Origin of the sequence: Arthrobacter sp. (assembly GCF_048266065.1) — a bacterium.
Taxonomy (GTDB): Bacteria; Actinomycetota; Actinomycetes; order Actinomycetales; family Micrococcaceae; genus Arthrobacter_H.
In genome coordinates this window covers 15,894-42,410 of record NZ_JBLXAH010000013.1, presented here as the reverse complement: position 1 = coordinate 42,410, position 26,517 = coordinate 15,894, and the positions used below count along the sequence as shown (strand labels likewise).

Below are 26,517 nucleotides of genomic sequence, written 5' to 3'. Positions count from 1 at the left end.
CTCCCGCGGCGCCGGCTCCGGCAACGGGCAGGAGCGGTGACCGATACCGCAATCCGAAGGCAGCCATGAACAAGAACCAGTCCCGCCGCATCGTCGTCGTCGGCGGGGGCCCCGCAGCGCATCGGTTTGTCGAAGCGATGTGTTCCCGGGGTACCTCCGGCATCTCCCTGACCCTGCTGACCGAGGAAACACACCTTCCCTATGACCGGGTGGCGCTGAGCCGGGCCCTGACCGAAACAGGTGCCGACCTGACACTGGGCGACAGTTCCCTGTGGGACAGGGAGGGAGTCACCCTGGTCACCGGGGCGCGCGCCGTGGATCTCGACCTCGAGGCGATGGAAGTCGTCACCGCGACCGGCGACCGTTACGGCTACGACGAGCTGGTGCTGGCGACCGGCTCCAACGCGGCCAGGCTGCCCATCCCGGGCCAGGAGCACACGCATGTCTACCGCACACTCGAAGATGTTTGGGCGATCAACCGCGCAGTTCAGGAACTGACAGCCAAACTCGGCCGGACCATCAACGCCGTCACCATTGGTGGCGGGTTGCTGGGGCTGGAGGCGGCAGCCGGGCTGCAGGCTCTGGGTGCCAACCCGGTCATCATCGACGGAGGCAAATGGCTGATGGGCACCCAACTGGACGAGGGTGCCGGAGAGGCCATGGGCCGATTGATCGCGGACAAGGGACTCCAGGTCCATTCCGGTGTATTTCCCTCCGCGGTCCTGACCTCCCGCATCGACGGTGAACAGCAAGTCACCGGCGTGGAGATGGCCGATGGCCGGATCGTCGCGGCAGACATGGTCGTCGTCTCCATCGGCGTGAGGCCACGCGACGAGCTCGCCCGTACCCTGAACGACCGGGCGAAGGACGAGGCCGCGGAGAGTGCTGGAAAGTCGCCTGAAGAGCTCGGGGACGAGGATTTTCTCCCGATCTTCCGGATGGGGGCGCGCGGCGGGATCGTGATCGATGAAACCTGCGCAACCGATGTCGACCATGTCTGGGCCATCGGCGAGGTGGCAAATTTTGGTGGACTCTGCGTTGGCCTGGTCGCCCCGGCCAACACCATGGCCGAGATCGTCGCCGACCGACTGCACGACGGAGATGCAACCTTTGCGGGATTCGACACCGCAACAAAACTCAAGCTCTCCGGCGTCGAAGTCGCCAGCTTCGGTGATGCCTTCGCCCAAGCCGACGGTGCCCTGGAGATCGTCTACGCCGACCCCGCCCGCGGCGTCTACCAGAAGATCGTCGTCACCGATGATGCGAAAACGCTGCTGGGGGGCATCTTCGTCGGTGATGCCTCGCCCTACCTATCGCTACGCCCGTTGCAGGGGCGTGAACTACCCGCCGAGCCGGGCGCATTCCTCTCCGCCGCCACCAGGTCGGTGCCCGACACCGAATTGCCCGACGACGCCACCCTGTGCTCCTGCAACAACGTCACGGCCGGTTCCATCCGCGATGCAGTCAACGGCTGCGGCAGCTGTGACGGTGCCGAACCCGTTCGCGAGCTTGCCGCGCTCAAGGGCTGCACCCGGGCCGGCACCCAGTGCGGTTCCTGCGTGCCGATGCTCAAGAAGCTGTTGGAGGGCGAACTGGCCAAGTCGGGCATCACGGTCTCCAAGGCCCTGTGCGAACACTTCGACATCTCGCGCGCCGAACTGTTCGAGGCAGTCCGGTCGGTCGGGTTGACCTCCTTCGAAGACATCATGCGGCGCTTCGGCATCCGAGCTGTACCGGATGGCCCCGCGCCGCTGGGATGCGATATCTGCAAGCCGGCCATCGCTTCCATCCTGGCCTCGCAGCATGGTGGCTACGTGCTCGACGGCGGCCGGGCCGCCCTGCAGGACACCAACGACCGGGCGCTGGCGAACATGCAGAAAAACGGCACCTACTCCGTGGTGCCCCGCATCCCCGGCGGGGAGATCACGCCGGAGAAGTTGGCGGTCATCGCCCGCGTTGCGAAGACGTACAACCTCTACACGAAGCTCACGGGCGCACTGCGGATCGACCTGCTCGGTGCCCGATTGGAGCAGCTGCCGGACATCTGGAAGGAACTCGTCGAGGCCGGGTTTGAATCCGGGCATGCCTACGGCAAGGCGCTGCGCAACGTGAAATCGTGTGTTGGGTCCACCTGGTGCCGCTATGGTGTCCAGGACTCGGTGGCGATGGCCATTGGGTTGGAACTGCGGTATCGGGGGCTGCGGTCACCGCACAAGCTGAAGATGGGGGTCTCCGGCTGCGCCCGCGAGTGCGCCGAGGCCCGGGCCAAGGACGTCGGTGTGATCGCCACGGCCGACGGCTGGAATGTCTACGTCGGCGGCAATGGCGGAGCGAACCCGGTGCACGGCCAGTTGCTGGCCAGGGACCTCGATGATGCCACGCTGATCGCGTACATCGACCGCTTCCTGATGTACTACATCCGCACTGCGGATCGACTCCAGCGCACCGCGCACTGGATGGCGGAGCTGGAGGGCGGCCTGGACCACGTCCGCGACGTCGTCGTCGGCGATAGCCTGGGCATCGCCGACGAGTTGGAATCGGCAATGGCCCGCCATGTGGACACCTATGAGGATGAATGGGCCGCAACGTTGAGGGACCCGGAGCGCCTTCGCCGCTTCCGCTCGTTCGTCAATGCGCCCGACCAGAAGGATGCGTCCATCGTCAACGTCAACGAACGCGGCATGGACCGTCCGGCCACGGAGGAGGAGATCCGGGCCGGAGGCGACTCGGGGCCGGTGTTGATCGGTACCTCCATCCCCGTTCGCACCAGCCAGGAGCCGGGGCAATGATCCGGGACACGGACTTCAGGGGCCTGACCGTCCTCGTTGCAGGTGCCACGCAGCCCTCTCGGCGGGTGATTCGCCGATACCGCCACGCCGGCGCCGTCGTCCGGCGCCTCGAATCGCCAGAAGACCATGCGCCCATCGTGCTCGACGATATCGCTCTGGTGGCCCTGGTCGCCGACGGCCAACCAGGCTGGGACCGGCTGGCGGCCCATTGCCGGGCCTCCTCCACGCTGCTGGTGCGCGAACAGGCAGCTCTCCCCCGGGGCAGGGTGACCTTGGTCGGTGGCGGGCCGGGCCCGGATGACCTCCTGACCCTGAGGGCCCTGGAGGCGTTGCGCGCGGCCGACGTCGTCTTCTATGACCGGCTTGGCCCCCACCTCAATCTCGCCGCATTGACCGGCGGCGCCGAACTGGTCGACGTCGGCAAGCGTCCCGGCCACCACCCGGTGGTGCAGTCGGAGATAGAGTGCCGGATGGTCGATGCGGCCCGGGCAGGCCATCACGTGGTGCGCCTCAAGGGCGGGGACCCCTTCGTCTTCGGTCGCGGGGGCGAAGAGGTGGCCAGCTGCGTCGAGGCCGGCATCGAGGTCACGGTCGTGCCCGGGATCACCAGCGCCGTCTCGGTTCCGGCCGCGGCGGGAATCCCCGTCACCCACCGTGATGTGAGCCACTTGTTCACCGTCGTCTCCGGGCACGCGCCACTCAGCGTCGCAGAGTACGAACACCTCGCTGGGCTGAGGGGCACCATCGTGGTGCTCATGGGTGTTGGCACCTTGCCACAACTGATGGCAGGCCTGGCCAAAGCGGGGATGGATGGCGCGACGCCAGTGGCCATCGTTGAGCGCGGCTACAGCGATTCGCAGCGGACCACAGTTTCCGACCTGTCCGGCATCGTCATGGCGGCCACAGCCGCACGGTGCAAGTCGCCCGCCGTGCTGGTGATCGGCGACGTGGTCCGCCAGGGCGTCAATGGCGGATCGGCCGCGGCACAATTTGCCGGGTTCGCCCCCGCGGCGGAGGGGGTATGACGTCGCGGAGCCCCCTGGCAGGGTTTCGGGTGGGCGTGACGTCCGACCGTCGCTCGGGGGACCTGATCGACGCACTCGAACGGCGCGGCGCCACGGTGATGCACGCTCCGATCATGATGATCGTGCCGGTGGCCGAAGACGACGAGCTCACCCGTGACACAGCTGCCATCATCGACGCGGTACCGGATGCCACTCTCATCACGACCGCCTACGGCATGCGACGGTGGTCCGAAGCCGCCGACGCCTGCGGCCTCGGGGAAGACCTGATGGAGGCCCTGGCGGCATCCAGGATATTCGTCCGCGGCCCCAAGGCCCGCGGGGCCGTGCGGGCTGCCGGCCTGGACGACGTCGGGATCAGCGCCGACGAACGGACCGCGAGCATGGTCGACATGCTGCTGGCCGAGGGGGTGGACGGCCTGTCCGTCGCGGTCCAGCTACATGGATACACGGACGGGCCACAGCTGGAACGGTTGCGCGCCGCCGGCGCGACGGTCCTGACGGTGACACCCTACCGGTGGGTCAAGCCCGAGGGGGCGGAGACGAAGGTGCCGCGGCTGGTCGACGCCATCTGCAACCGCCAACTGGACGTCGTGACCTTCACCAGCGCCCCGGCAGTCGAAGCGCTCTTCACTACAGCGACCGAGCTGGGCCGTTTCGAAGCCCTTGTAGAATCCTTCGGATCAGACGTCGTGGCCGCCGCCGTCGGACCGGTCACTGCGCAACCGCTAATCTCCGCCGGCATCGAACCGATCGTGCCGAACCGATTCCGCATGGGAGCGCTGATCCGGCTGGTCGAGGAGCACCTTTCAACCCATCAGGTCCTCGGCTTCGAGACAGCCCTGGGCGAGGTTGAGATCCGCGGCCACTCCGTCACCCTGGCCGGCAGGCAGGCTCTTCTGTCGCCGGCACCGATGGCGATTTTTCGCGCTCTGGCCGACGCCGGGGGCGCCGTGCTCAGCCGACATGAGCTGTGCCAGCGACTGCCGGAGGCTTCCGGCACACACGCGCTGGATATGGCCATGAGCCGGCTGCGGCAAAACCTTCCCGATCCGGAGCTCATCACCACCGTGGTCAAACGTGGCTACCGCCTGAATGTGTAGCGCCAGGCCAGCGCAACCGTTGCCGTGAGGCAGCTCCTCTTGGGCAACCATTGGAGCTGCTGGCCTGCCTGCGCCGTCAGATCCACTGGCAAGCCGAGGATTCTGGCAGCCAAGACGGTGGTCAACGAACACGACGACGTCGATGTCTTCTTCGACATCGTCGTCGGCAAGACCCACCACCCGGCCATCCCCGGACCGGTACGGCCAAAAGATCCTGGACACACCCGTGCCCCGGGACGGGCCAAACCCCTGGCCGTCATCATCTCCCTGTCCCGGCACTGCCGGCTGCTGGTCGTGGACCAGCTGGCCTGATGGGGCGTTGCCCGTCACTGTGGCCCAGGCTGCCGGGATCATGCTCGGCTATCCTGCCACGTGCCGTCAGCCGTGCCCCAGTGCCAACGGCCAGCACCTGTTACCTGACCGGCGGCCGTCTGCGTGTCAGGAATCAGCCCCTCCAACCATGCGGAAGGGCCTTCCCGAACACGTGACCTCGCAAGAGTGCGCCCACTGGTCGACGACGTGGGATGCCTGTCAAGGGAAACGGGGCCGGCAAGGACACCGGGCAGCGGGCAGCCGTCCCTAAATTTTCGATGCGCCACGGTGGGTCGCTGCCAGCTGCTCAAGCTCATCTTCCAACTCGCCGCCGGCGGCCGGCCGCTTCTTCAGGTGTGCGATGCAGAGTCCGGCCGCCGTGAGCACGATGCCGCCAACGAAGTTACCCAGCAGGACCGGGCCCTGGTTCCATACCCACCACTGGCCCACGCTGATGGGGGCACCCAGCATCATTCCGGCAGGGATCACGAACACGTTCACCACGGCGTGCTCAAATCCCTGGGCGAAAAAGCAGGTGACCGGCAGCCACATGGCTGCGATCTTCCCGCCGGTGGACGTCGACGTCAGTGCCATCACCACTCCCAACGTCACCATCCAATTGCACAGGATGGCCTTGATGAAGACCAGGGCAAACCCGGCCCCGCCCAAGGACTCGTACCCCAAGGTCTTCGCCGTGGCCAAGTCGACCAAGGCTGCCACCATCGGATGCCCAGAGGATGTCCCCATCCGGGTAATCACTGCCACGTAGGCCGCCGCGTACCCGATGCAGCCGATCAGATGCCCGACGATCACCAGCACGTAGTTGCGCAGCATGCTGGCTACACTGACATCCCTTCGATACACGGCCAGTGGGATGAGCGCGAACCCGCCCGTCACGAGTTCAAGCCCGAGCAAGACGATGACCACGAAGCCGATCGGAAAGATGACAGCGCCGAAGATTGGACTCGTTTCGAGCGAGGCACCCATGGCCAGCGTGGTGGCACACGCAAGAATGGCCCCGCCCAGCACGCCGCGCATGACCAGCGGCACGGCACCGGCTGTGGCCTTGTCCTTGCCTGCCGCTGCGGCCGCTTCGATCACGTGGACGGGATGGACATAGGACATCGAAGACCTCCGGGTTCGTTGGCCCCGGCGCTTTCGTCCGGGCGTCGATGAGACGTTATGCAACCCAAAGAACCGGCTGGTTTCCGCTTCGTGCCCTGATCGCAAATTGAACCTCACCTGCGTTCGGCCGACAGGTTAGACCGCGCCCAGAGGCTCACGGGCCCAGTCTGCGCAGCGGCTCCCATCCATCGGCAGTTCGACCTCGCGGGTGGTGGCGGTGCGGGCATCGCGCAGCGTGATGCTCCCCGCCGGCAACCCTGGCAGCCGCAGCCCGGTGCCGCCGTCGTGCGCTGTCATGTCAGCATCACCGCCGGTTGCGCATGCCCTCAGCGCCGGGCGGGCAGCACGAACCTGTCCGGGGCGTCCTCCACGACGCCTCCCATCGGGTCGTCATCGCCCTCGGCCCGGACCAGGTCGCGTTCAGGATGGCGGATGTCGCCGATGATGCGCACGCAGATGTACACGACCATGGCCATGTGGGCGGCGATCCCGGTGCCGTAGGCGATCTCGATCCAGGCGGTCCCGGCTCCAAAGGTCCCGCCGCTGACGATCTTGGCGCTCAGCAGCCACACGGCGGCCCAATGGTAGGCCTCGAGCAGCTGCCAGAGCAGGAATTCGCGCCATCGGGGCCGCGCCAGGATGTACAGCGGGATCAGCCACATGACGAACTGCGGCGAGTAGACCTTGTTGAAGAGGATGAACGCGGCGATGATCAGGAACGCCAGCTGGGCCATGCGCGGGCGGCGCTTCGCCGACAGGCCCAGGTAGGCGATGCCCAGGCAGGCCAGGGCGAAGCAGGCGTTGGAGAGCAGCGAGAAGCCCTTCCCGTCCAGTCCCGTCCAGGTGAACGCCAGCCACATCGAGGAGAAGCTGATGGGGCGTTCGGAGGAGAACGTGTAGAAGCGCGACCACTCGTCGAACGCCGTGAGCATGAACGGGACGTTGACCACCAGCCAGGCGGCGACGGCTGCCGCCAGCGATTTCCAGAACGCCGACATGCGCCCGGAACGGAAGCACAGCACCAGGATCGCCCCGAAGAGGAAGAACGGGTACAGCTTGGCCGCGGCACCCAGGCCCAGCAGCACGCCGGCGAGGTAGATGTGCTTGCGGGAGAAGGCCAGCATCCCCACCGTGGCGAACATGACGGCCCAGAGGTCCCAGTTCAGTTGGCTGGTCAGGATGATCCCGGGGGCCAGGGCCACCAGCAGCGCGTCGCGGCTGCGCCGGCGGGCACTGTAGGCGACGGCGACGACGATGATCGCCCAGCAGATGAAGGAGCCCACCGAGTTGATGTCGAAGTAGGCCAGCTGGCGTTCGGGGCTGAAGCCGATGCCGGGCACCATGAAAGCTGTCACCCCGGCGATGACGGCCAGCAGCGCCGGGTATTCCAGCGCCTGGTCCTGGGGCAGCCCGGTGTAGAACGGGAAGAGCTTGTCGGCCAGCCCGCGGGTGCCGAAGAGCTGGGCGAAGTCCGAATAGCACAGGTGGATGTGCTGGTCGGCGCCCGACCAGCCGTTGACGCGGCACCATTGCTTGGTCAGCACGGCCAGCACGGCACCGATGACGGTGGCGACCAGCAGCCAGCCGATCACCGGTCGGGTGGCCTCGCGGGCGGTGCGCAGGGTGTTCAACGGTGAAGTCACGACGAGGTGGCCTCGTTTCTGTTCTCGGTGGGATCGGAGCCTGCGCCCCGGGTGAAGAGCGCTGAGGTGCGGGGGTCGGAGAAGACCAGGTAGCCCAGGTAGAGCAGGCCGATGCCGGCGGCGAGGATCCTGACCCAGAGCAGGCTGATCCATTGGGCGACGCTGAGCTGGTCCACGACGCCGACCAGCACCAGCACCATGCTCAGCACGTACCAGAAGCGGATCCAGACGCCGGTGTAGACGCGGGAGGCGGCGAAGAGCGGGATCAGCCACAGCACGTACCAGGACTGGATGATGGGCGCCAGCAGGATCGTGGCCAGCAGGGCGTAGGCACAGTAGAGCACCGGGGTGGCCGCCGGGCGGCGGAACGCCAGCCAGACGGCGAAGCCCAGGGCCACCACCTTGAACCCCGCGTAGACCAGGTCCGCCGTGTTCTCCAGGTCGCCGCCGGTCTGTTCGGCCAACCAGCCGACGCCCAGGCCCAGCAGGCCCACCGGGGCGTAGGGGAAGGCCGCGGAACCCGCGGTGGCCATGGCCTTGATCCAGCCGAACCAGAGTCCCGAAATCCAGCCCACCAGCGTCAGGGCGGCCCCGGAGACGACGGCGGTGTAGGCCCACGCCCGGATCTTGCGTCCCAGCGTGGCGGTGGCCGGCAGCATGGCCAACCCGATGAACGGCAGCGCCAGCACCACGATCGGCTTGATGGCAATGGCCCCGGTGACCATGAGGATGCCGCCCAGGCGCCGGCCACCACCGACCCAGACGAAGCCCAGCAGCAGCCCACCCATCATCAGCGCGTCGTTGTGGGCACCGCCGACCATGGTCAGCAGGAACAGCGGGTTGGCCAGCGAGATCCACACCGCCCAGGTCGGATCCGAGCCCAGCCGGGCGGCCAGCCGCGGCACTGCGTAGAGGCACAGCAGCACCCCGGCCACGGCCAGCAGGCGGAACAGCAGCACCGCGGCCTCCGGCACGCCGCCGGTGATGAAGTAGACGCCCTGGGAGGCCAGCAGGAACAGCGGCCCGTAGGGTGAGGCCGATTCGGCCCAGAGGCTGTCGGAGCCCTGGGCGAACCAGCCCGGCAACTGCGAGATCCAGTTGGAGTAGGGGCTCAAACCGGCGTGCATCAGCCGGCCCTGGCCCAGATAGGAGTAGACGTCGCGGCTGAAGATCGGAAAGGACAGCAGCAGGGGTGCGGACCAGAGCAGGACCGTGTTGCGCACCGTGGCCAGCGACGCCGGCGTGTGGGCGCCACCGCGCTGTCCGAAGCGCAACCAGGCCCGGCACATGACCATCGAGCCCAGGGCCAGCAGCACGGTGCAGATGATCACCCCGGTGGTCTCGACCCGCAACGGCACCAGGATCGTGGTCCGGGCGAAGATCGAATCCTGGGTCTGGGCCAGCCAGCCGACGCCCCAGGAACCGATCATGATCATCACCGAGGCGATGAACCCCTGGGCCATCGCGACGCCCCGTTTGGCCTCGTCTCCGCCCGCGAGGCGGTGCAGCAGGGGCATTTCCTCGATGCGGTGCCGCACCGCCCGCATCGCCTCGGTCAGTGCGGCGGTCCGGGCCCGCGTGCGTTGTGGCTTGGTGGCCGGCATTCAGCTGGCTTCCTTGCGCAGTTGCACGCGCAGTGACTTCACGGCCGAGCCGATGGAGGACCAGAAGCCGGTGAACAGGCGTCTGGTCCACGGGTCCAGGAACGCAAGGTAGGCCATCGCCGCCCAGGAGATGCCGGTGGAGAGGTGCTTGACCCAGGGGTCCAGGGCGTCGAGGAACTGCCAGATGAAGATCTGGTCGGCGGCGCCGAAGGCGATGAAGAACGCGACGGTGAAGTACACCCAGATGATCTGCCAGTCGTCCCGGATCCCGGTGGCCGCGAAGAAGGGCAGCAGCCACAACAGGTACCAGGGCTGGATGATCGGCGAGAGGACCACCAGTGCGGCGAAGGCCAGGGTGAGGCGCTGGACCAGGTGCGAGTGGCGTCCGCGGAACATCAGGAACAGCACGACGGCGACGGAGGCCACCCGGGCCACGACCTTCACCACGCCCAGGATCCAGCCGGCGTCCAGGCCCAGCGAGTGGAACGCGCCGCTGAAGAAGTTGGTGAACAGTCCCACGGGTGCGAAGAACACGGTGCCGGTCCCGGTGCCAAGCATGACCTTCAGCCAGCCGAACCCGTAGCCGTTGGCCCACCCGATGACCGCCATGATCCCCAGGCACACGCCCAGCGTGTAGGCCCAGTAGGTGAACCGTCGCGCCCAGGAGGAGCCGGGGCCGGCCCACAGCAGCCCGATGAACGGCAGGATGACCATGGTGATCGGCTTGATGCCGATCGACGCGGTGACCAGCACGATGCCGAGGATCCCCCGGCGAGTCGCAGCATAGTAGGTGCCGGCGACGGCGAGCCCCACCATGAGCGCGTCGTTGTGGGCGCTGGCGATGAAGCTGATGAGGAACAGCGGGTTGGACACCGTGATCCACAGGGCCTTGGCCCCCGAGACGGCGTGCAGGCCGGCCAGCTTGGGCACGTAGGCCATGCAGATGAGGACCCCACCGGCGGCGATCAGCCGGTACAGGAAGACCGAGGCGTCCGGGGACGTGCCGGCCAGCTGGTTCACCAGCCGTTCCAGGCTCAGGAAGAGCGGACCGTAGGGGGTTTCGGATTCGGCCCAGGTGACGTCGGCGCCGAGTTGGAACCAGTTGGAGAGCGTGGAGATCCCGTTGACGTAGGGGTCCTGCCCGGCGGAGACCAGCCGGCCCTGGCCGATGTAGGCGAAGACGTCGCGGCTGAAGATCGGCAGGGCGAGCAGCAGCGGGGCGCCCCACAGCAGGCAGGCCTGCCGGACCACCCGCAGCGATCCCGGCGCCCAGCCGGAGAGCTTTTGGCCCAGTCGCAGCCAGGCCCGGAACATGATCCAGCAGCCGACGGTCAGCACGACCGTGGAGGTGATGACCCCCCACTGTTCGGTGCGCACGGCGATGAGCAGCTGGTTGCGGTTCAGCGGCGAGACGCTGGCCAGCCAGCCGATGCCGTAGGAACCCAGCAGCACCAGGAACGCACCGACGAAGCCCTCGGCCAGGACCAACCGGGGCGCGCGCCCGTGAGGACGGGTCCCCGCCCCCGCCTCGACCCTGCTCATCGCCATCGGCTCGTTTCCGTTGATTGTCCGGTCCCGGACCCGCTCCCGTCCGCGGCCCTGGGAGACTGTGCAGGACCGGGATCCGGGGCCCGCGGCCCGCTGAAATACTCACCCGATGTTAGCATCGCGCCCCGCCACACCCGGGGACGACGCCGGTTCCCGCCGAACGCCTCCATGGGGCCCTAGGCTGGTGGTCGGCCACGGCATCCGCCGCGGCGCCATCGTGGTGGATCAAACAGGGGGACTCAGTGGGACGGCATGCCTCGAGTGGGGAAAAGACGTCGACGCGACAGGGTGCCCTGCTGGGTTGGGGGATCTTCATCGCCGTGATCGTGGTCATCGGATCCCCGCTGGTGGGACTCAATGTGGTGGCCGCAGCGGTGCTCGGTGCCACGGCCGCCGTCGTCTTCGTGGTCCTGTACTTCCTCAGCGGCGTGCCCCAGTAACCACACCCCCCGCCGTGCTCCCGACCCGCCAGCGGAGGCGGCATCCGGTAGATTGGCTTCGTGCCTATTTCAGCTGAGAACATTGTGTGGATCGATTGCGAGATGACCGGGCTGAGCCTGGAAGCCGACGCGTTGATCGAAGTCGCCGTCCTGGTCACCGACCCGGACCTGAACATCCTGGGTGAGGGTGTCGACGTCGTCATCAAACCCGGCGCGCAGGCCCTGGAGCAGATGAACGACTTCGTCCGCCAGATGCACACCACCTCCGGCCTGCTCGAGGAGCTCGACGCCGGCACCGACCTGGACACGGCCACCGAGCAGGTGCTGGAGTACATCCGCACGTGGGTCCCCGAACCGGGCAAGGCCCCCCTGGCCGGCAACACGATCGGCACCGACCGCAACTTCCTGGCCCGCGACATGCCCGGTGTCATCGACCACCTGCACTACCGCGTCATCGACGTGTCCACCATCAAGGAGCTCGCCCGTCGCTGGTATCCGCGCGCCTACTTCCAGTCCCCCGCCAAGACCGGCAACCACCGCGCCCTGGGCGACATCCGCGACTCGATCAACGAGCTGCGCTACTACCGCCAGGCCGTCATGGTCCCGGCACCGGGCCCCGACAGCAAGACCGCGAAGGCGATCACTGCATCCCTGGCGGCCAACGATGCGGGCCCCGGTGAAGGCACCACCGCCAGCTGACGGCCCTGCGGGGCGTGTTCCCCGCCACACTTCGCCGCGCCGGCATTCAGGTGGCGCGCGGCCGCGCGAAAGTGTGTAAACTAGTATCCGTTGCCCGGACCTCCGGTAGGAATACCGACGGTGCGGGCACCGCGTTGAGAGACGCAATGGTGGGTATAGCTCAGTTGGCAGAGCGTCTGGTTGTGGTCCAGAAGGTCGCGGGTTCAAGCCCCGTTACTCACCCCAGGCAGCCGCCCCGGATCCGTCCGGGGCGGCTTTTTCGTTCGCCGTCATCAACTGTCATCTTCAGTGCAGCATCACAGGAGGCCCCCGATGCCCGTCCGCCCCGTCGTCGTCTACGGCGATCCCGCCCTGCACGCCCGCGCCGCCGAGGTCACCGACTTCAACGACGAGCTGCGCGCGCTCATCGCCGACATGTACGAGACCATGCACGCCGCCAACGGCGTCGGCCTCGCCGCCCCGCAGATCGGCGTCGGCCTGCGCATCTTCACCTACACCATGGAGAACGACGACGGTGTCCCCGCCGAGGGCGTGCTGGTGAACCCGCGGATCGTGCTCGGCAAGGTCTCCGGGGCCCAGCCGGATCCCGACGACGAATCCGAGGGCTGCCTGTCGGCACCGGGGTTGTCCTTCCCGCTCAAGCGCGCCGAGTACGCCCGCGTCATGGGGTTCGACGGCGACGGAAACCCCCTGGATTTCGAGGCGACCGGCTGGTTCGCGCGCATGATGCAGCACGAATACGACCACCTCGACGGCTACCTCTACGTCGACAAGCTCAACCCCAAGTGGGCCAGGCGGTGGAAGAAGGCCAAGAAGTCGCTCGAATGGGGCGTCCCCGGAAATTCATGGATGCCCGGCGTGGACCCTGACCCGTTCGGGCACTGATCCGGCAGTCGGAACTAGCTGTTGGCCTCGATGACCGCCTCAAGGTCGTCTAGGAGCCTGGCCTGGAGCCTGTCGTTGGCCACCACGGTGATCCCGCGCGAGGGCAACGTCACAGCGTATTTGCCATCCGGCAGCGGCGCTATTCCGCGCTGGAGGGTTGCGGCTCCCGCCGTCGGATCCTGATGCGCCGTCCGCAACGCGTGCCGCCATCTCTTGATCTGCTCACCCCAGCCCATCGTCGGCACCCCTTTCGTTGGTTCCATCATCCCTCGCGTCTCCGGCCGCGTCCACGTCCGGATTTCTCTCCGTCTGGCTTGATGGGAGCCCACCGATCGCGTCCCCCTGTTGTTTGCTCGCGATGGCCCGCAGCATGAGCCGGTCCTCGTTCGTGCGCAGTTTGAACGTCGAGACTCCCTTCAGCGCCGCGCTACCGATCCGTCGGCTATGGGGGTCCCCGGAGAGCAAGGTAGCCGTCGCCCAGCGGAGTCGCTCCCACCATGCCTGACGACGGTCGGTGGTGGGAGGACGCCGCGGGTACCAAACCACTGGTGGATTTCCCCCGGTTTGCGCTGTCGCAGACCATTCGACGTTCAGTCGCCGGTCGGTCGGTCCTTTGGACTTCATGTCGGGACGCAGACAGGAGAAAGGGCCGGCAGTAGTCTTGCCTCAGCTCCCGAGACCACTTGCACTTCAGGGAAGAGCAGCAGGATGAGATCCCTTCGATACTCGATCAACGTCACGCTCGACGGCTGCGTCCACCACGAGGCCGGGTCCCCGCCGGACGAGGAGTCGATGCGCTACTGGACTACCGAAATGGCACGAGCCGATGCCCTGCTCTTCGGCCGGGTGACCTACGAGATGATGGAGTCCGCCTGGCGGAAGCCGATCACGGGCACCTGGCCCGACTGGATGGAAGAGTGGGAGATTCCGTTCGCCGAGACCATCGACCGGGCGAAGAAGTACGTCGTCTCGAGCACGCTGAGCCGGGCCGATTGGAATGCCGAGCTGGTGCAAGGCGATGTGGGGCCAGCGGTCCAGCGACTCAAGCAGGAGCCAGGCGACGGCCTATGGGTCGGCGGAGTGACGCTCCCCCTGGCGTTGGCCGACCTGGGGCTGATCGACGAATACGAGTTCGTCGTGCAACCGGTCGTCGCCGGACACGGGCCGACCTTGTTGGCCGGTCTGCGCGATCGCATCCAGCTGGCGTTGGTGGGACGCCACGAGTTCCGGTCGGGGGCTGTTGCCCTGCGTTATCGCCCGGCAGCTGACGGCCTCAGCGTAGGACAGCTTCCATGAGGATGCGCCTCCCCCAGGCTGGCAGTTCCAGCCGCTCCTCGACGGCGGCGAGTTCGCGATGGAACTCCGTACGCGACTCGACTTCCACGAAACCGCGCTTCGCATAGAACGGCGCGTTCCACGGGATATCCGCAGAGGTCCGCAGCGTCAACGTCCGGTGGCCGCGAATGCGGGCCTCGACCTTTGCCGCATCCACGAGCCGGCCGGCGTTGCCGGGCGAATCGGTGCTGTCATGGATTGAGTGTCCCATCACCGCCGTCGTGCCCGGTGCACACGCCAGTGGGCGGCCACCCCCGCCGGGGATGGCCGCCCACTGTCAGTGCCGGTGGAACCTAGGCGTTCAGTTCGACCTGTGCGGTCTCCTCGACCGCCGGGAAGGCCTTCGGGTGCGTGCCGGCCAGTTCCTCGATGACGCGGACCACCTGGCAGGAGTAGCCGAACTCGTTGTCGTACCAGACGTAGACGACGGCGTTCTTGCCGTTGGCGATGGTTGCCAACCCGTCGACGATCCCGGCGCGGCGCGAGCCCACGAAGTCGGACGAGACGATCTCCGGGGAGTCGATGTAGTCGATCTGCTTGTGCAGCTCGGCACCCAGGGAGGCCTGGCGCAGGTACGTGTTCAGTTCCTCCTTGGTGGTCTCCTTCTCCAGGTTCAGGTTCAGGATGGCCATGGAGACGTCCGGGGTGGGCACGCGGATGGCGTTGCCGGTCAGCTTGCCCTCGAACTCGGGCAGCGCCTTGGACACGGCCTTGGCGGCACCGGTTTCGGTGATGACCATGTTCAGTGCCGCGGCGCGGCCACGGCGGTCCCCCTTGTGGAAGTTGTCCGTGAGGTTCTGGTCGTTGGTGAACGAGTGGACGGTTTCCACGTGGCCGTGGGCGACGCCGTACTCGTCGTTGATGGCCTTCAGGACCGGAGTGATCGCGTTGGTGGTGCAGGACGCCGCCGAGACGATCTGGTCATCGGCGGTGATGTCGCCGTGGTTGATGCCGTGGACGATGTTCTTCACGTCGCCCTTGCCCGGGGCGGTCAGCAGGACGCGGGAGACGCCCTTGGCCTTCAGGTGCTGGCCCAGGCCCTCGCGGTCGCGCCAGCGTCCGGTGTTGTCCACGACGATGGCGTTGTCGATGCCGTAGGAGGTGTAGTCCACGGTGGTCGGGTCGTTGGAGTAGATGACCTGGATGAGCGTGCCGTTGGCCAGGATGGTGTTGTTCTGCTCATCGACGGTGATCGATCCCTCGAAGGGGCCGTGCACCGAGTCGCGACGCAGCAGCGAGGCGCGCTTGATGATGTCGTTCTCACCGTTCTTGCGCACCACGATGGCGCGCAGGCGCAGTCCGTAGCCGCCGCGTTCGATGAGGATGCGGGCCAGCAGGCGCCCGATGCGCCCGAACCCGTAGAGCACGATGTCACGCGGCTCGGCCTCGGATCCGCCGGCGCGGCCGGTCTGGGAGGCGAATTCGGTGGCCAGGAACTCCTGCAGCGAGGCGCCATTGCCCTGCTGCTTGAACTTGCGGGACAACCGGGCCAGGTCAACGGAGACGGCGCCGAGGTCCAGGGCGTCCAGGCCCTGCAGCAGCGGGTACGTCTCGGCCAGCGGGAGTTCGGCACCATCGATGTGGCGGGCCACGCGATGGGCCTTGAGGATGTCGATCGGGGATTTGTTGATGAGCTTGCGCCCGTAGATGGAGGTCACCACGTTGTTCTTGCGGTAGAGACGTCCGATCAGGGGAATCATGGCCTCGGCGAGTTCCTCGCGGCCGCTCCATTCTTCCTGGGCGGCGACAGACTGCTGGGTCACTAATTGTCCTTCCAATTCAGCCGGCCGGGATCCACTGGCCGGTTGGCACCGCGAAAGCACCATTGCAGATACGGTTTGGCGGGGTATCAGGATCTTTCCCCATGGGCTGGGCCCACCTCCATTCTAGGTTGTCCGCGGATGATCCGCGCATTCGCGTCGGTGAGACCACTCACACCCGCCCGGCGCGCCACATCGGTCCCTGTCAGCGCGTGCCAGCCGGTGAAAGGGCCGTGACAGCGCCGTGACAGCGACCCGGCCCACGATGGTTCCAACACCAATCCACACCCCGGATGAAAGGAACCATCCATGGAAACCACCCACGACTGGGCCATCGAGGCCCACGGACTGGTCAAGACCTTCGGCACCCACCGCGCCGTCGACGGCGTCGACCTGCAGGTCAAGACGGGCACCGTCTATGGCGTCCTCGGCCCCAACGGAGCCGGCAAGACCACCACCATCAGCATGCTCGCCACCCTGTTGCGCCCCGACGGCGGATCGGCCCGGATCTTCGGGCACGACGTCGTCGCCGAGGCCCAGGTGGTCCGCCAGCTCATCGGCGTCACCGCCCAGTTCGCCTCGGTGGACGAGAAGCTCAGTGCCACCGAGAACCTCGTCATCTTCTCCCGCCTGCTGGGCCTCGGCCGCCAGGAAGCCCGACGCAAGGCGGCCGAACTGCTCGAGGAGTTCGGGCTGAGCGAGGCGGCCCGCCGCCCGTTGGCCAAGTTCTCCGGTGGCATGCGCCGGCGCCTGGACCTGGCGGCCAGCCTGATCGCCCAGCCGCCGCTGATCTTCCTCGACGAACCCACCACCGGGCTGGACCCGCGGACCCGCACCCAGATGTGGGAGACCATCCGCCGGCTGGTCGCCAGCGGATCCACCGTGCTGTTGACCACCCAGATGCTCGACGAGGCGGACCAGCTGGCCGCTCGCATCGCGGTGATCGACCGCGGCACGGTGGTGGCCGAGGGCACCCCCGATGACCTCAAGGCCACGGTCGGCTCCTCGTCGCTGCAGCTGCGCCTGCAGGACACCGCAGATCTGGGCACCTCGCTGGGGATCATCCAGCGGGTCCTGGGCGTTGCCGGCACCGTCTCCCCCGAGGCCGCCCGCATCACGGCCCCGATGACCGGCGTGGACCGGGTCACCGACCTGCTGCAGGAACTGCGCAAGGCGGGGATCACGCTCACCGAGATGAGCGTGCAGAAGCCCACCCTCGACGAGGTCTTCCTGGGCATCACCGGCCACGCGGCCACCGACACGGCGGCAACCGAGACCACACAGACAAGGATCAACGCATGAGCACCACCACCATCGTCCCGGGCGCCCAGCGCGAGCTGCGCAACCACACCTCGGTGACCCAGACCCTCCAGAACACCATCACCATGGCCTACCGGGGGCTGCTGAAGATCAAGCGCACCCCCGAACAGCTCATGGACGTCACCCTCCAGCCCATCCTGTTCACCCTGATGTTCACCGTCCTGTTCGGCGGCGCCGTCGCCGGGGACGCCGTGAGCTACCTGCCCCTGCTCATCCCCGGGATCCTGGTCCAGACGGTGATCACGACGTCGGTGGTCACCGGCACGCAATTGCGCGAGGACATGGACAAGGGGGTGTTCGACCGCTTCAAGTCGCTGCCCATCGCCCGCATCGCGCCGCTCTCCGGCGCGCTGCTGGCCGACACGGTGCGCTACGCCATCGCCACCACCCTGACGTTCGCCATGGGCTACCTGCTGGGGTTCCGGCCCGAGGCGGGAATCGGCGCCGTCGTGCTGGCGGGCCTGCTGGTGATCGCCTGCTCGTGGGCGATCAGCTGGATCTTCGCGTTCTTCGGCGTCATCGCCCGCAGCGCGTCCAGCGTGCAGGGCATCTCCATGATCGTGCTGTTCCCGCTGACGTTCCTGTCCAACGCGTTCGTCCCCGTGGACAAGCTGCCGACCTGGCTGCAGGGGTTCGTCAACGTGAACCCGGTGTCGCATCTGGTCAGCGCGGTCCGCGAGCTCGTGAACAACGGGGTCGTCGGTGCCGACCTGGTGTCCTCGCTCATCGGGGCAGCGGTCATCGTCGCGGTCTTCGCCCCGCTGACGGTGCGCGCCTACATGCGCAAGGCCTGACCGCGTCGCACTGCGGGATCAGGGCACTCGCGGATCAGGACCGCCCGGCCTCCAGCGCGGTGCGGACCACCGGTCCGCGCAGCAGTCCGACGGCCCGTTCCACCCCGTCGGCCGGCGTCAGGCCGGCCACCCGCCCCCGGGCGGCCTCCAGGGCCTCCCGGGGGTGCCCTGTTTCCAGCGCCTCCAGGTTCGCTGCCAGGTTCATGGCCGGCAGCGTCTGGCGCACGCCCAGGGTACCGGCCAGCAGGACCAGTTCCAGGGCGGCGTCACGCACCTCGGGGTCGGTGGGCCCGGCGGCCGGGCGGAGCAGCCACCGGCCGATGGCCAGTAGCGAACAACCGATGATGGGCCGGTCCACGGTGTCGGGCCGCAGGCGCAGGTCGGCCAAGACGATGCTGCGCAGCCTGCGGGTCCGCGTGCTGGTGAATCCGGGATCCGGGTCCCCCGCGGCCAGGTGGGCGATGACTGCAGCGGCGCCGACGATGCGCAGCCACGGGTCGCGCAGCCCGGCGGTGCCCGGCCCGGCGGCGGTGCGGTACAGCTCCAAGCCGCGGTCGGTGTTCCCGGCGGCCAGTTCCGCCTCGGCCAGCCCGGCATATCCCAACGAGCGTTGGCCGTCGCGTTCATCGCTGCGGCCGGGTCCCTGGCGGTCATCGGAGATGATGTCCTCGAAAACCCGGGTTCCGCCGTCGTCATCCCCGGCGGCGAGGCGGGTCAGCGCCTCCAGCCAGTCGAGTTGCTGCAGGTCGGGGTGCGATTGCAGGGCGCTCTGGCCGCTGCGTGAGATGCCGATCCATTCCAGCGCGGAGGCCGTGTCGCCGATCTGGGCGTACAGCTCGGCCAGATGTTGGGAGGCGGTGGCCTGCGACCAGATCTGCTCATCCTCCACGGCCAGGTCGTAGGCGCGCCGGGCCGCGGCGAGGGCTGCGTCCAGGTCGCCGGCGTTCTCCGCCAGCTGGGCGGCGAACAGCCGGGCGATGCCCTCCACTGCCGGGTCGGTGGAGCGTGCGTAGCGTCCGATCGCCGCACTGACGGCAGCCATGCCGGCGGTGGAGGTCAGCAGCAAGTCGGCCAGGGCCGCGATGCGCGGGGTGGAGGAGGTGCCGGAACGCAGGGTGCGGCGCAGGGCGCCCAGGGCCAGCAGGCCGGCCCGGCGGTTGCCGAACGGATACGTGCTGGCGGCCAGCACGAAGGCCAGGACGGTGGTGTCACGGGTGGCGTCGGTGGCCACATGGCGTCGGGTCACCGGGATGACGGAGTCCCCGAAGGCCGCCAGGTCGGTGTGTGCACCGCTCATGGACCAGTAGTAGCCAAGCGCCGCATAGATGGCCAGGGTGGCCGGGACGTCACGGCGTTCCAGGGCGGTGCGCAGCAGCCAGACCAGGTTTTCCTGCTCGGCGGCAAACGCCGCCAGGGCCTTCAGCTGGTTCCCGCCCTCCAGCGTCGGGAGCATGCGCCGGGCGTAGCCGGTCCCCCAGTCCAGGACTGCGGCCAGCACGGCTTCGGTTTCGCCGGCGTCCGCCAGGGCCAGCGCCCCGAATTCGCGCACTGTCTCCAGCATGCGGTGGCGCAGCAACCCGGTGGCCGCGTCCTCGCTGACGGTGACCAGCGACTGGGCCACCAGCCCGTCCAGGTCATCACCGACGTCGTCCCCGGTATCGAAGCCGCCGACGGCCTGGGCCGCCTCGGGTCCGAAGCCGTCGGGGAAAACCGAGAGCCGGCGCAGCAGGCGTTGTTCGCTGACCGAGAGCAGGTTCCAACTCCAGTCGATCACTGCGGCCAGGGTGCGGTGGCGCGCCGGTGCTGTGCGTTCGCCGACGGTCAGCAGGGCGAAGCGGTCCCGCAGCCGGTGCCCGATCTCCTCGACCGACATGGAGCGCACCCGGGCCGCCGCCAGTTCGATGGCCAACGGCAACCCGTCCAGGCGGGTGCACAGCTCGGCCACCGCCACCGGGTCCAGGGCGACGCCGGGGCGGGCGGCGCGGGCCCGGGCGGTGAAGAGTTCGACGGCGGCGCCATCCTGCGCTGGATCCAGGGGTTCGAGCGGGTAGACCTGTTCGGCGCCGATCGACAGGGGCGAGCGGCTGGTCGCCAGGATCCCGACAGTGGTGGTGGCTGCAAGGATTTCGGCGATCCAGCTGGCGGCGCCATCGAGCAGGTGCTCGCAGTTGTCCATGACCAACAGGGTTTCTCGCTCGGAGAGGACACCGAGAATGCGTTCGCGGATGTCCAGCCGGGCGGGCACCTCGTCGACGGACGTGAGGGTGGAGACCTCCCGGATCCCCAGGGTGGTGGCCAGCGCCAGGGCCAGGTCCTCGTCCACTCCCACGCCGGCGAGTTCGACGAAGACGACGGCTGGGGTGTGCCCGGTCGCCGCGCGGGCCGCCTCCTGGGCCAGGCGCGTCTTGCCCAGGCCGCCGGGACCGAGGATGGTGACGAACCGGTGGGTGCGCAGCAGGTCGGCGAGCGCTGCGAGGTCCCGCCCGCGCCCCAGCAGCGGGTTCGGTGCCGTGCGCAGGCCGATGGCCGTGCGGTGGCGCCCGGGCCGGGGCTCGGCGGCGAGCAGTTGTGCGTTGAGCGCCACCAGCCCGCCGGAGGGGTCGGTGCCGAGCTGCTCGCGCAGTTTGCTTCGATGCCGGGCATAGAGGTGGAGCGCCTCGTTGCGCCGGCCCGCGGCGTCGAGGGCGCGCATGCGCAGGCCCACCCGGGCGCCGTCGGCCGCCGGGGGTTCGGGGAGCCGCTCGAGGTCGGCCAACGCCCCCTGGCCGTCGCCGGTGCGGATGCGGGCTTCGGCCCGCAGCTCCAGCAGCCGGGTCCGCACGGTGGCCCAGCGGCCTGCCAGGACGTCCGCCAGTTCCGATTCCCCGAGATCGGCGCCAGGTTCCCCGCGTTCCAGTGACAGGGCCGCCGTCGTGAGGTGTTCGACGTCGATGGGCTGGTCCCGGCCCAGGGCGGCAGTTGCCTGGGCCAGCTGTGCCTCGGCCCGGCCCAGGTCGGTGTCCCGGGCGGTGGCGGCCAGCCGGTATCCGGCGGCCGTGGATTCGACCAGTCCGGGGGCCGCCGTGCGGCGCAGCCGCGAGACCAGCGTCTGGAGGGCGGCGCGGGGATCGTGGGGTGGGTTGTCGGCCCACACATCGTCGGCGAGCCGCCCCACGGAGACGGGGTCGCCCGGCGAGAGGGCGAGCGCTGCGACCAGGGTCTTGCCGCGCACCCCTGCCGGTTCCACCAGGGTTCCGTCGGCACCGGCAACGAGTACGGTGCCGAGGATCGCTACGCGGGGCTGCTCGGTGTTGTCCTGGGGCACCCGTTGAGCTTAGCAACCGGCCGGTAGCACCACCCGGTACCGCCCACTCCAGTACTTGGATTCGAACACACTTTCGATTAGAGTGGTTCCAGCGGCGCCCCGTCTCTTGCGCCGCTGGTGTGGTTGCCCCCATGCCGCACCTCATCAACCGGCTCCGCCCCTTCACCTCGGGCGGGGCCGGTTGCGCGTCTGCCGGGAGTTTGAGTGAACAAGACGAACGTCGAACGGTCGCTGGCCATCCTCGAGGCCGATCTGGCGCGGGGACGCTCCGCGGGGCGCGGTGGGCGCGGTCAACTGGCGGAAGCACGTCGGGCGATCATGCCAGGGGACTTTCCCCCGGGGGTCCACCCGGATGACTGGGAGCCCGACGATGAAACCGAGCGCGGCCCCGTCATCGCCGATCCGGCCACGCCCCCGAACGGCTGAGTCGGCGGCCAGGATGCCTCTTCGTCACGGCCGTCGTCGACGGAAACGGGCCGCGGCGGGTGTGCCCTAGAATTTGTCCATGTCCACGCTCACCGAAGTTTCCATGTACGAAGACGATCGGGGAAACAGGATCATTTCGCCCACCACGTTCACCCAGAACGTCAGGGTGGACTTCAAGGGATCGAACAACACCCTGATCGTCGACCCGACCGCCAAGATTGCCTCATTGCGGGCCAGGTTCGATTGCGATAACGGCGTGCTGGAACTGGGCGGGAAAAGCCCCCACCGCGGCGCCTTGCGCGCCGACGCGCGCGTGGGACAGGATTCGAGCATCCGGATCGGCAAGAACGTGACCACCACGAAGTTGTGCATCCTGGTGGCCGTCGAAGGCACCAGCCTCACGCTGGGCGACGACGTCATGATCGCCTCCGACGTCGGAATCCGCACCGACGACGCACACCCGATCTTCGACGTGGAATCCGGCCGCCGGATCAATTGGTCACAGGACGTCCACATCGGAAACCATGTGTGGATTGCGAACCGGGCGATCATCCGCCCAGGAACCAGCATCGGCAACGGGTCGGTCGTCGGCATGAACAGCCTCGCCAAGGGCAAATTCCCCAACAACTGCATCATCGCCGGGACGCCTGCCCGCGTGGTCCGTCGCAATGTCGCGTGGGAACGCCCGCACCTGTCGAACTCCAAGCCGTTCTACAAGCCCGATGCCTCCACGGTGAAGAAGTCCGGATACTGGAACCCCACGGAAGACGAGGCGCGGCCCGTCGCCACGACGCTGAAACGGTGGGCACGGATCAAACGGCGCGCCCGCCACCACCGGAGGCAACTGGCCGGACTCCTGCGGAACTAATCGGAGGGCACGAGGCCTCCTTCAAACGGTTTGCTCTGTCGCAATACCGTGGCTATGCGCCCGACGCCCAATGGGGTTTGCTGCTCTCTGTTTCAGCAATGGGGCGGATCCTCGCCATATCCAAGGCGATGGGTTCAACCTGGAACTCCTCACCCCAGAAAATGATCCGATGGGTTGCCGGGTCGTAAATCCTAAACCGCTCTATCGCCTTGAATCCACCAACGCTTTCGGGCGCCCCAAGGTGCTTGTCGAGGTGATTGTGTGATGTCGAATCGGACCACCACCGATCGAGACGTTCATCGAAGTGCTCGAAGTGGTTTCGAAATGACACATCCTTCAATGGAGAGTCATCGGTCACGCCAAGTGAGTTTCTGATGGACACGCGCTGATCAGCGAATCTCGACCGCTGCCCCCATAAGGCTTTTGAAACATTTGCCGCACCCACAAGGAATTGCTGGCAACCGAGCCAAAGCATGGCGTGATCATTCGTGGATAGCGATCTGTTAATTATCGGGACTGCCGAGAGCCCAAATTGACACTGATCCGCGACGTGGCGCTGAAACAGCCGGAGCAACATGAGATCCATCTGGTCACAGTAGCGTGCCTTCAGGCGAGGTTGCCTCACCACGAAGAGTCCGCTGTGCGGGCTCCTGCCGGCGCGCTCAACGGCATCAACGATGCCTATGAAGAAGATCGGCTTCGGCACCGGCGAAAACGTACCGGTCAAAATCGAGCCCAACCGGGTTCTCGACCGCGACCCGGTGGACTATCCGCCCGAAGACCCCGGGCTGTACACCGACCTTTATGGACTCCCGCGCTCACCTTAGAGTGGGTTGCGGGGCGCTTGCGTCGTTGGTGGTGTAGCGGTTTTGTAGCGGTCCGGCCGCCACAAAAGTCCCAAAACGGGCCCTATTCGACCCAAAGCTAGTAGGCGCACACCAGCCCTCGATCCCAGCAAATACGCGGGAACCATTACCAATGTGGGGACGGGATGGCCTGTACGCCGGGTTCTGTGCCGGCAGCGGTTACCCGGTTGCCGGTGACGATCATCCATCTAGGGGCACCGTCGCCGATGCCCTCGAGCGGCCTACCCGACTACTGGGGCGAACAGCCCTCATGACGCAGCCTGTCTGGCCTTGCTCCGGGTGGGGTTTACCGAGCCACCCCCGTCACCGGGGGCGCTGGTGGTCTCTTACACCACCGTTTCACCCTGACCCGCACGAGGCGGGCGGTCTGTTTTCTGTGGCACTGGCCTGCGGGTTACCCCGAGTGGGCGTTACCCACCACCCTGTTCTGCGGAGCCCGGACGTTCCTCGGGCCGCTTGCGCGACACGCGATCGTCCAGCCATCCCGTCCGTGGACCATCCTACCGGTGCGCGCCGGCGTCCCCGACCGCCGAAATTTCTCCTGCCGACCTGCTATCGACCTCTCGGACCGACGGACGCATGTTCCAGACCAGCAAAAGCGCTATCTGGGGTCAACGTCGTTGATCCGCCCCTCGGCAGATGCGAGTTGTCCGTCGGCACTTGTATCCCCCTGACCGGACGTGGACGAGGCAGGAGGCTCAACCGTCGCGGCAGAACCCGAGGGTTTTCGCGACATCAAAGACCCGAGCCAATCCACCAGCGGCACGAACAGCGTACCTATCCTGACAATTAATCGATGAACTGGCTGCATCGAGGTCAAAACGGCGATTCCTGCAGCCAGGACAACCAGGATCCCCACAGCCACCCACACATTGTCCTTGGCCATATCGGATACATAACGCCCGAGCACCATGATTGCGAAACCATGCAGGAGGTAGATGGACAGGCTCCGTTCGCCGTACCGCGTCAACAGGTTGGGCTGTCGGGGAATCAGCACGAGCATTCCCACTGTAAATACAACGGCGACCAGTTGAAATACCAGCCTATGCGCCACCCCGGAAAGGTCCGAAACGTCTAGTACTTCATATCCCTTGCTCCCGTAGAACCAGCTGTGTTTTGGTTTCCAATACAGCAAGATGCCGAATACAAGCACGGCTACCCCGAAAATGACTCCCCTTCCCCGAGTGTGCAGTTTGGATATATAGGCCAAGACACTCTTGCCGTGGGTGAATCCGGCGACGAAAAAGGGAAGAAAAACCAACGTCCGGGAGACGCTAAAGGGATACCCGACCCAATCGATCATTCCAGCTACGAGGGAGATGACGATGGAAGCCACCAAGGACGCCCGAGGTGCCTTGGCGATCAAGGGGGTAACAAGTGTCCATACCGTCATGGACAGCAAGAACCACAACAGCCAATACGGGCTTTCCCAATTGAAGGGCGCTTCTGAACCCATCAATCGCCGGACCCAAAAGAAGGCAGCCTCGAAAACGGCCAACAGGGTCAAGAACTGCACGCAACGCTTAGCTATCCCCCGTGGCTTGGACGTAATACCTGCCAGGAAGACAAAGGCTGGCATGTGGAAGGCATAAATGCCTGTGATCATCGCCTTCGTAATGGTCGCATCCGATGGATGACTACGGGCCAGCAAGTGCCCCATGATCACCAACAGGATCAGAAATCCCTTGGCGGAGTCTAGAACTGGATCTCGGCGGGTAGACAGGTCGATCACCTTTTCTCGTCATGTCACGGGCGGGACTACGGACCAGGCGCCCGGCATTCGTCCGCTCAGATGACGCGACCGACGGTGGCACACCGCCCTGTCCGCCGTCCAGTGTATCGAGGCGCGGCCTCTCCGCGCATCACCGATAGGATCGATGGGTGCTGATCCTGCTTCCCCCCTCCGAAGGCAAACAACCCGCTCCCCAGGGAGACATGTACGACGCCGGTGCCCTCGCCTTCCAGGAGCTGGCGCCGGCTCGCGCCGAGGTGCTCGCCGCGCTCGCCGACGTCTCGGCCTCCGCCGACGCCCATCGGGTGCTCGACGTCGGGGCCTCGCTGGCCGAGGATGTCGCCCGGAACATCACCTTGCACCGTGAGCCGGCGGCCCCCGCCCATGCTGTCTACACCGGGGTGCTCTACGAGGCGCTCGGTTACCGGTCCCTGGCACCCGCCCAGCGACGCAAGGCGGACGCCGCCGTCGTCGTCATCTCCGCCCTGTGGGGTGCCGTCGGGTTCGGCGACCGGATCCCCGCGTACCGGTTGGGCATGTCGGTGAACCTGCCGGGCATCGGCAAACTGGCCAGCTGGTGGAAGCCGCGGCTGAACCCGGTCCTGGGCGAGCGTGCCGCCGGCGAACTGGTCATCGATTGCCGCTCCAGCACCTATGCCGCGGCGTTCGCCCCGCCGCCGGAAACCACCGTCGCCGTCTCGGTGTTCCAGCTGCGCGGCGGCCAGCGCAAGGTCGTCTCCCATTTCGCCAAGCACACCCGCGGGGAGCTGGCCCGGCACCTGCTCCAGCGCCGCGCCGAGCCGAAGACCCCCGCCGCACTGTTGAAGGCGACGCAGGAGAAGTGGGAGGCAGAGCTCGTTGAGGGCACCGGGCGCAAGGCGCACCAACTGAACATCATCCTGCCGGAGGACCACTCCTTCGCGGCCCACTGACCGTGTCCGT

At 67.2% G+C, this 26,517-nt stretch carries 24 protein-coding genes, 1 tRNA gene, 1 other RNA gene and 1 pseudogene; 15 read left to right on the top strand and 12 right to left on the bottom strand.

The window, feature by feature from the left end; all coding sequences use genetic code 11:
- Nucleotides 1-65: 65 nt before the first annotated feature.
- The 4 genes from nirB to ACN0TP_RS16910 all read left to right on the top strand — a co-directional run bounded on the left by nirB (nt 66) and on the right by ACN0TP_RS16910 (nt 5,226).
- Nucleotides 66-2,789, top strand: a complete 2,724-nt coding sequence (gene nirB / locus ACN0TP_RS16925; RefSeq protein ID WP_417220900.1) for a nitrite reductase large subunit NirB — start codon at nt 66-68, stop codon at nt 2,787-2,789.
- On the top strand, nt 2,786-3,814 hold the full coding sequence (gene cobA / locus ACN0TP_RS16920) for a uroporphyrinogen-III C-methyltransferase (protein ID WP_417220899.1): 1,029 nt from the start codon (nt 2,786-2,788) through the stop codon (nt 3,812-3,814). The genes nirB and cobA overlap by 4 nt, the downstream gene beginning before the upstream one ends.
- The gene (locus ACN0TP_RS16915) at nt 3,811-4,914 is read left to right on the top strand and encodes a uroporphyrinogen-III synthase (RefSeq protein WP_417220898.1); all 1,104 of its coding nucleotides are present in this window, start codon (nt 3,811-3,813) and stop codon (nt 4,912-4,914) included. The genes cobA and ACN0TP_RS16915 overlap by 4 nt, the downstream gene beginning before the upstream one ends.
- Before the next feature lie 117 nt (nt 4,915-5,031).
- Nucleotides 5,032-5,226, top strand: a complete 195-nt coding sequence (locus ACN0TP_RS16910; protein ID WP_417220896.1) for a hypothetical protein — start codon at nt 5,032-5,034, stop codon at nt 5,224-5,226.
- Between the two features lie 267 nt (nt 5,227-5,493).
- On the opposite strand, the gene ACN0TP_RS16905 is transcribed toward ACN0TP_RS16910, so the two are convergent.
- The 5 genes and pseudogenes from ACN0TP_RS16905 to mptB (ACN0TP_RS16885) all read right to left on the bottom strand — a co-directional run.
- Nucleotides 5,494-6,351 (bottom strand): formate/nitrite transporter family protein, encoded by an 858-nt coding sequence (locus ACN0TP_RS16905; protein WP_417220895.1) that lies wholly within the window; start codon nt 6,349-6,351, stop codon nt 5,494-5,496.
- A 135-nt stretch (nt 6,352-6,486) separates the two neighbouring features.
- Nucleotides 6,487-6,648 carry a hypothetical protein gene (locus tag ACN0TP_RS16900; RefSeq protein WP_417220893.1) on the bottom strand — a complete coding sequence of 54 codons (162 nt, stop codon included), beginning with the start codon at nt 6,646-6,648 and terminating at the stop codon, nt 6,487-6,489.
- Nucleotides 6,649-6,677: 29 nt separating this feature from the next.
- A complete protein-coding gene (locus ACN0TP_RS16895) occupies nt 6,678-7,994 on the bottom strand; it encodes a glycosyltransferase family 87 protein (protein WP_417220892.1) in 1,317 nt (438 codons plus the stop codon).
- Nucleotides 7,991-9,598 (bottom strand): polyprenol phosphomannose-dependent alpha 1,6 mannosyltransferase MptB, encoded by a 1,608-nt coding sequence (gene mptB / locus ACN0TP_RS16890; protein ID WP_417220891.1) that lies wholly within the window; start codon nt 9,596-9,598, stop codon nt 7,991-7,993. The genes ACN0TP_RS16895 and mptB (ACN0TP_RS16890) overlap by 4 nt, the downstream gene beginning before the upstream one ends.
- Nucleotides 9,599-11,221 (bottom strand): annotated as a pseudogene (gene mptB, locus ACN0TP_RS16885) (polyprenol phosphomannose-dependent alpha 1,6 mannosyltransferase MptB); the annotation flags it as partial.
- A 167-nt stretch (nt 11,222-11,388) separates the two neighbouring features.
- Between mptB (ACN0TP_RS16885) and ACN0TP_RS16880 the strand changes: the two are divergent.
- The 4 genes from ACN0TP_RS16880 to def all read left to right on the top strand — a co-directional run bounded on the left by ACN0TP_RS16880 (nt 11,389) and on the right by def (nt 13,170).
- Complete coding sequence (locus tag ACN0TP_RS16880) at nt 11,389-11,586, top strand: hypothetical protein (RefSeq protein ID WP_417220889.1); 198 nt, start codon at nt 11,389-11,391, stop codon at nt 11,584-11,586.
- A 60-nt stretch (nt 11,587-11,646) separates the two neighbouring features.
- Nucleotides 11,647-12,285 carry an oligoribonuclease gene (gene orn, locus ACN0TP_RS16875; RefSeq protein WP_417220887.1) on the top strand — a complete coding sequence of 213 codons (639 nt, stop codon included), beginning with the start codon at nt 11,647-11,649 and terminating at the stop codon, nt 12,283-12,285.
- A gap of 149 nt (nt 12,286-12,434) precedes the next feature.
- Nucleotides 12,435-12,510 (top strand) — tRNA-His (locus tag ACN0TP_RS16870).
- 87 nt (nt 12,511-12,597) lie between these two features.
- Entirely contained in the window at nt 12,598-13,170 is a 573-nt protein-coding gene (gene def / locus ACN0TP_RS16865; RefSeq protein WP_417220885.1) for a peptide deformylase, read from the top strand.
- Nucleotides 13,171-13,184: 14 nt separating this feature from the next.
- On the opposite strand, the gene ACN0TP_RS16860 is transcribed toward def, so the two are convergent.
- Complete coding sequence (locus ACN0TP_RS16860; protein ID WP_417220884.1) at nt 13,185-13,436, bottom strand: hypothetical protein; 252 nt, start codon at nt 13,434-13,436, stop codon at nt 13,185-13,187.
- A gap of 442 nt (nt 13,437-13,878) precedes the next feature.
- Here ACN0TP_RS16860 and ACN0TP_RS16855 point away from each other — a divergent pair, with 442 nt between their 5' ends.
- On the top strand, nt 13,879-14,466 hold the full coding sequence (locus ACN0TP_RS16855) for a dihydrofolate reductase family protein (protein WP_417220882.1): 588 nt from the start codon (nt 13,879-13,881) through the stop codon (nt 14,464-14,466).
- On the opposite strand, the gene ACN0TP_RS16850 is transcribed toward ACN0TP_RS16855, so the two are convergent.
- Nucleotides 14,444-14,716, bottom strand: a complete 273-nt coding sequence (locus ACN0TP_RS16850; RefSeq protein WP_417220881.1) for a hypothetical protein — start codon at nt 14,714-14,716, stop codon at nt 14,444-14,446. The genes ACN0TP_RS16855 and ACN0TP_RS16850 overlap by 23 nt on opposite strands.
- Before the next feature lie 82 nt (nt 14,717-14,798).
- Complete coding sequence (locus ACN0TP_RS16845; RefSeq protein WP_417220879.1) at nt 14,799-16,268, bottom strand: glyceraldehyde-3-phosphate dehydrogenase; 1,470 nt, start codon at nt 16,266-16,268, stop codon at nt 14,799-14,801.
- Nucleotides 16,269-16,574: 306 nt separating this feature from the next.
- On the opposite strand from ACN0TP_RS16845, the gene ACN0TP_RS16840 reads away from it, so the two are divergent.
- Both ACN0TP_RS16840 and ACN0TP_RS16835 read left to right on the top strand, forming a co-directional pair.
- A complete protein-coding gene (locus tag ACN0TP_RS16840; RefSeq protein WP_417220877.1) occupies nt 16,575-17,567 on the top strand; it encodes an ATP-binding cassette domain-containing protein in 993 nt (330 codons plus the stop codon).
- A complete protein-coding gene (locus tag ACN0TP_RS16835; protein ID WP_417220875.1) occupies nt 17,564-18,379 on the top strand; it encodes an ABC transporter permease in 816 nt (271 codons plus the stop codon). The genes ACN0TP_RS16840 and ACN0TP_RS16835 overlap by 4 nt, the downstream gene beginning before the upstream one ends.
- Nucleotides 18,380-18,413: 34 nt before the next feature.
- Here ACN0TP_RS16835 and ACN0TP_RS16830 read toward each other — a convergent pair whose 3' ends face one another.
- Entirely contained in the window at nt 18,414-21,683 is a 3,270-nt protein-coding gene (locus tag ACN0TP_RS16830) for an AfsR/SARP family transcriptional regulator (protein ID WP_417220873.1), read from the bottom strand.
- 204 nt (nt 21,684-21,887) lie between these two features.
- Here ACN0TP_RS16830 and ACN0TP_RS16825 point away from each other — a divergent pair, with 204 nt between their 5' ends.
- Nucleotides 21,888-22,109 carry a hypothetical protein gene (locus ACN0TP_RS16825; protein ID WP_417220871.1) on the top strand — a complete coding sequence of 74 codons (222 nt, stop codon included), beginning with the start codon at nt 21,888-21,890 and terminating at the stop codon, nt 22,107-22,109.
- Between the two features lie 79 nt (nt 22,110-22,188).
- Nucleotides 22,189-22,977: an acyltransferase gene (locus tag ACN0TP_RS16820; RefSeq protein ID WP_417220870.1), complete on the top strand. Its 789-nt coding sequence runs from the start codon at nt 22,189-22,191 to the stop codon at nt 22,975-22,977.
- Between the two features lie 52 nt (nt 22,978-23,029).
- Here the strand turns inward: ACN0TP_RS16820 and ACN0TP_RS16815 are convergent, their stop codons facing one another.
- On the bottom strand, nt 23,030-23,452 hold the full coding sequence (locus ACN0TP_RS16815) for a hypothetical protein (protein WP_417220868.1): 423 nt from the start codon (nt 23,450-23,452) through the stop codon (nt 23,030-23,032).
- A 208-nt stretch (nt 23,453-23,660) separates the two neighbouring features.
- On the opposite strand from ACN0TP_RS16815, the gene ACN0TP_RS16810 reads away from it, so the two are divergent.
- Nucleotides 23,661-23,804, top strand: a complete 144-nt coding sequence (locus tag ACN0TP_RS16810; RefSeq protein ID WP_417220866.1) for a hypothetical protein — start codon at nt 23,661-23,663, stop codon at nt 23,802-23,804.
- A gap of 156 nt (nt 23,805-23,960) precedes the next feature.
- Here the strand turns inward: ACN0TP_RS16810 and rnpB are convergent.
- Both rnpB and ACN0TP_RS16800 read right to left on the bottom strand, forming a co-directional pair.
- An RNA gene (gene rnpB, locus ACN0TP_RS16805) (RNase P RNA component class A) lies at nt 23,961-24,330 on the bottom strand.
- A 114-nt stretch (nt 24,331-24,444) separates the two neighbouring features.
- Complete coding sequence (locus tag ACN0TP_RS16800; RefSeq protein ID WP_417220864.1) at nt 24,445-25,575, bottom strand: acyltransferase family protein; 1,131 nt, start codon at nt 25,573-25,575, stop codon at nt 24,445-24,447.
- A gap of 149 nt (nt 25,576-25,724) precedes the next feature.
- Between ACN0TP_RS16800 and ACN0TP_RS16795 the strand changes: the two genes are divergently transcribed.
- Complete coding sequence (locus tag ACN0TP_RS16795; protein WP_417220862.1) at nt 25,725-26,507, top strand: YaaA family protein; 783 nt, start codon at nt 25,725-25,727, stop codon at nt 26,505-26,507.
- Nucleotides 26,508-26,517: the final 10 nt, after the last annotated feature.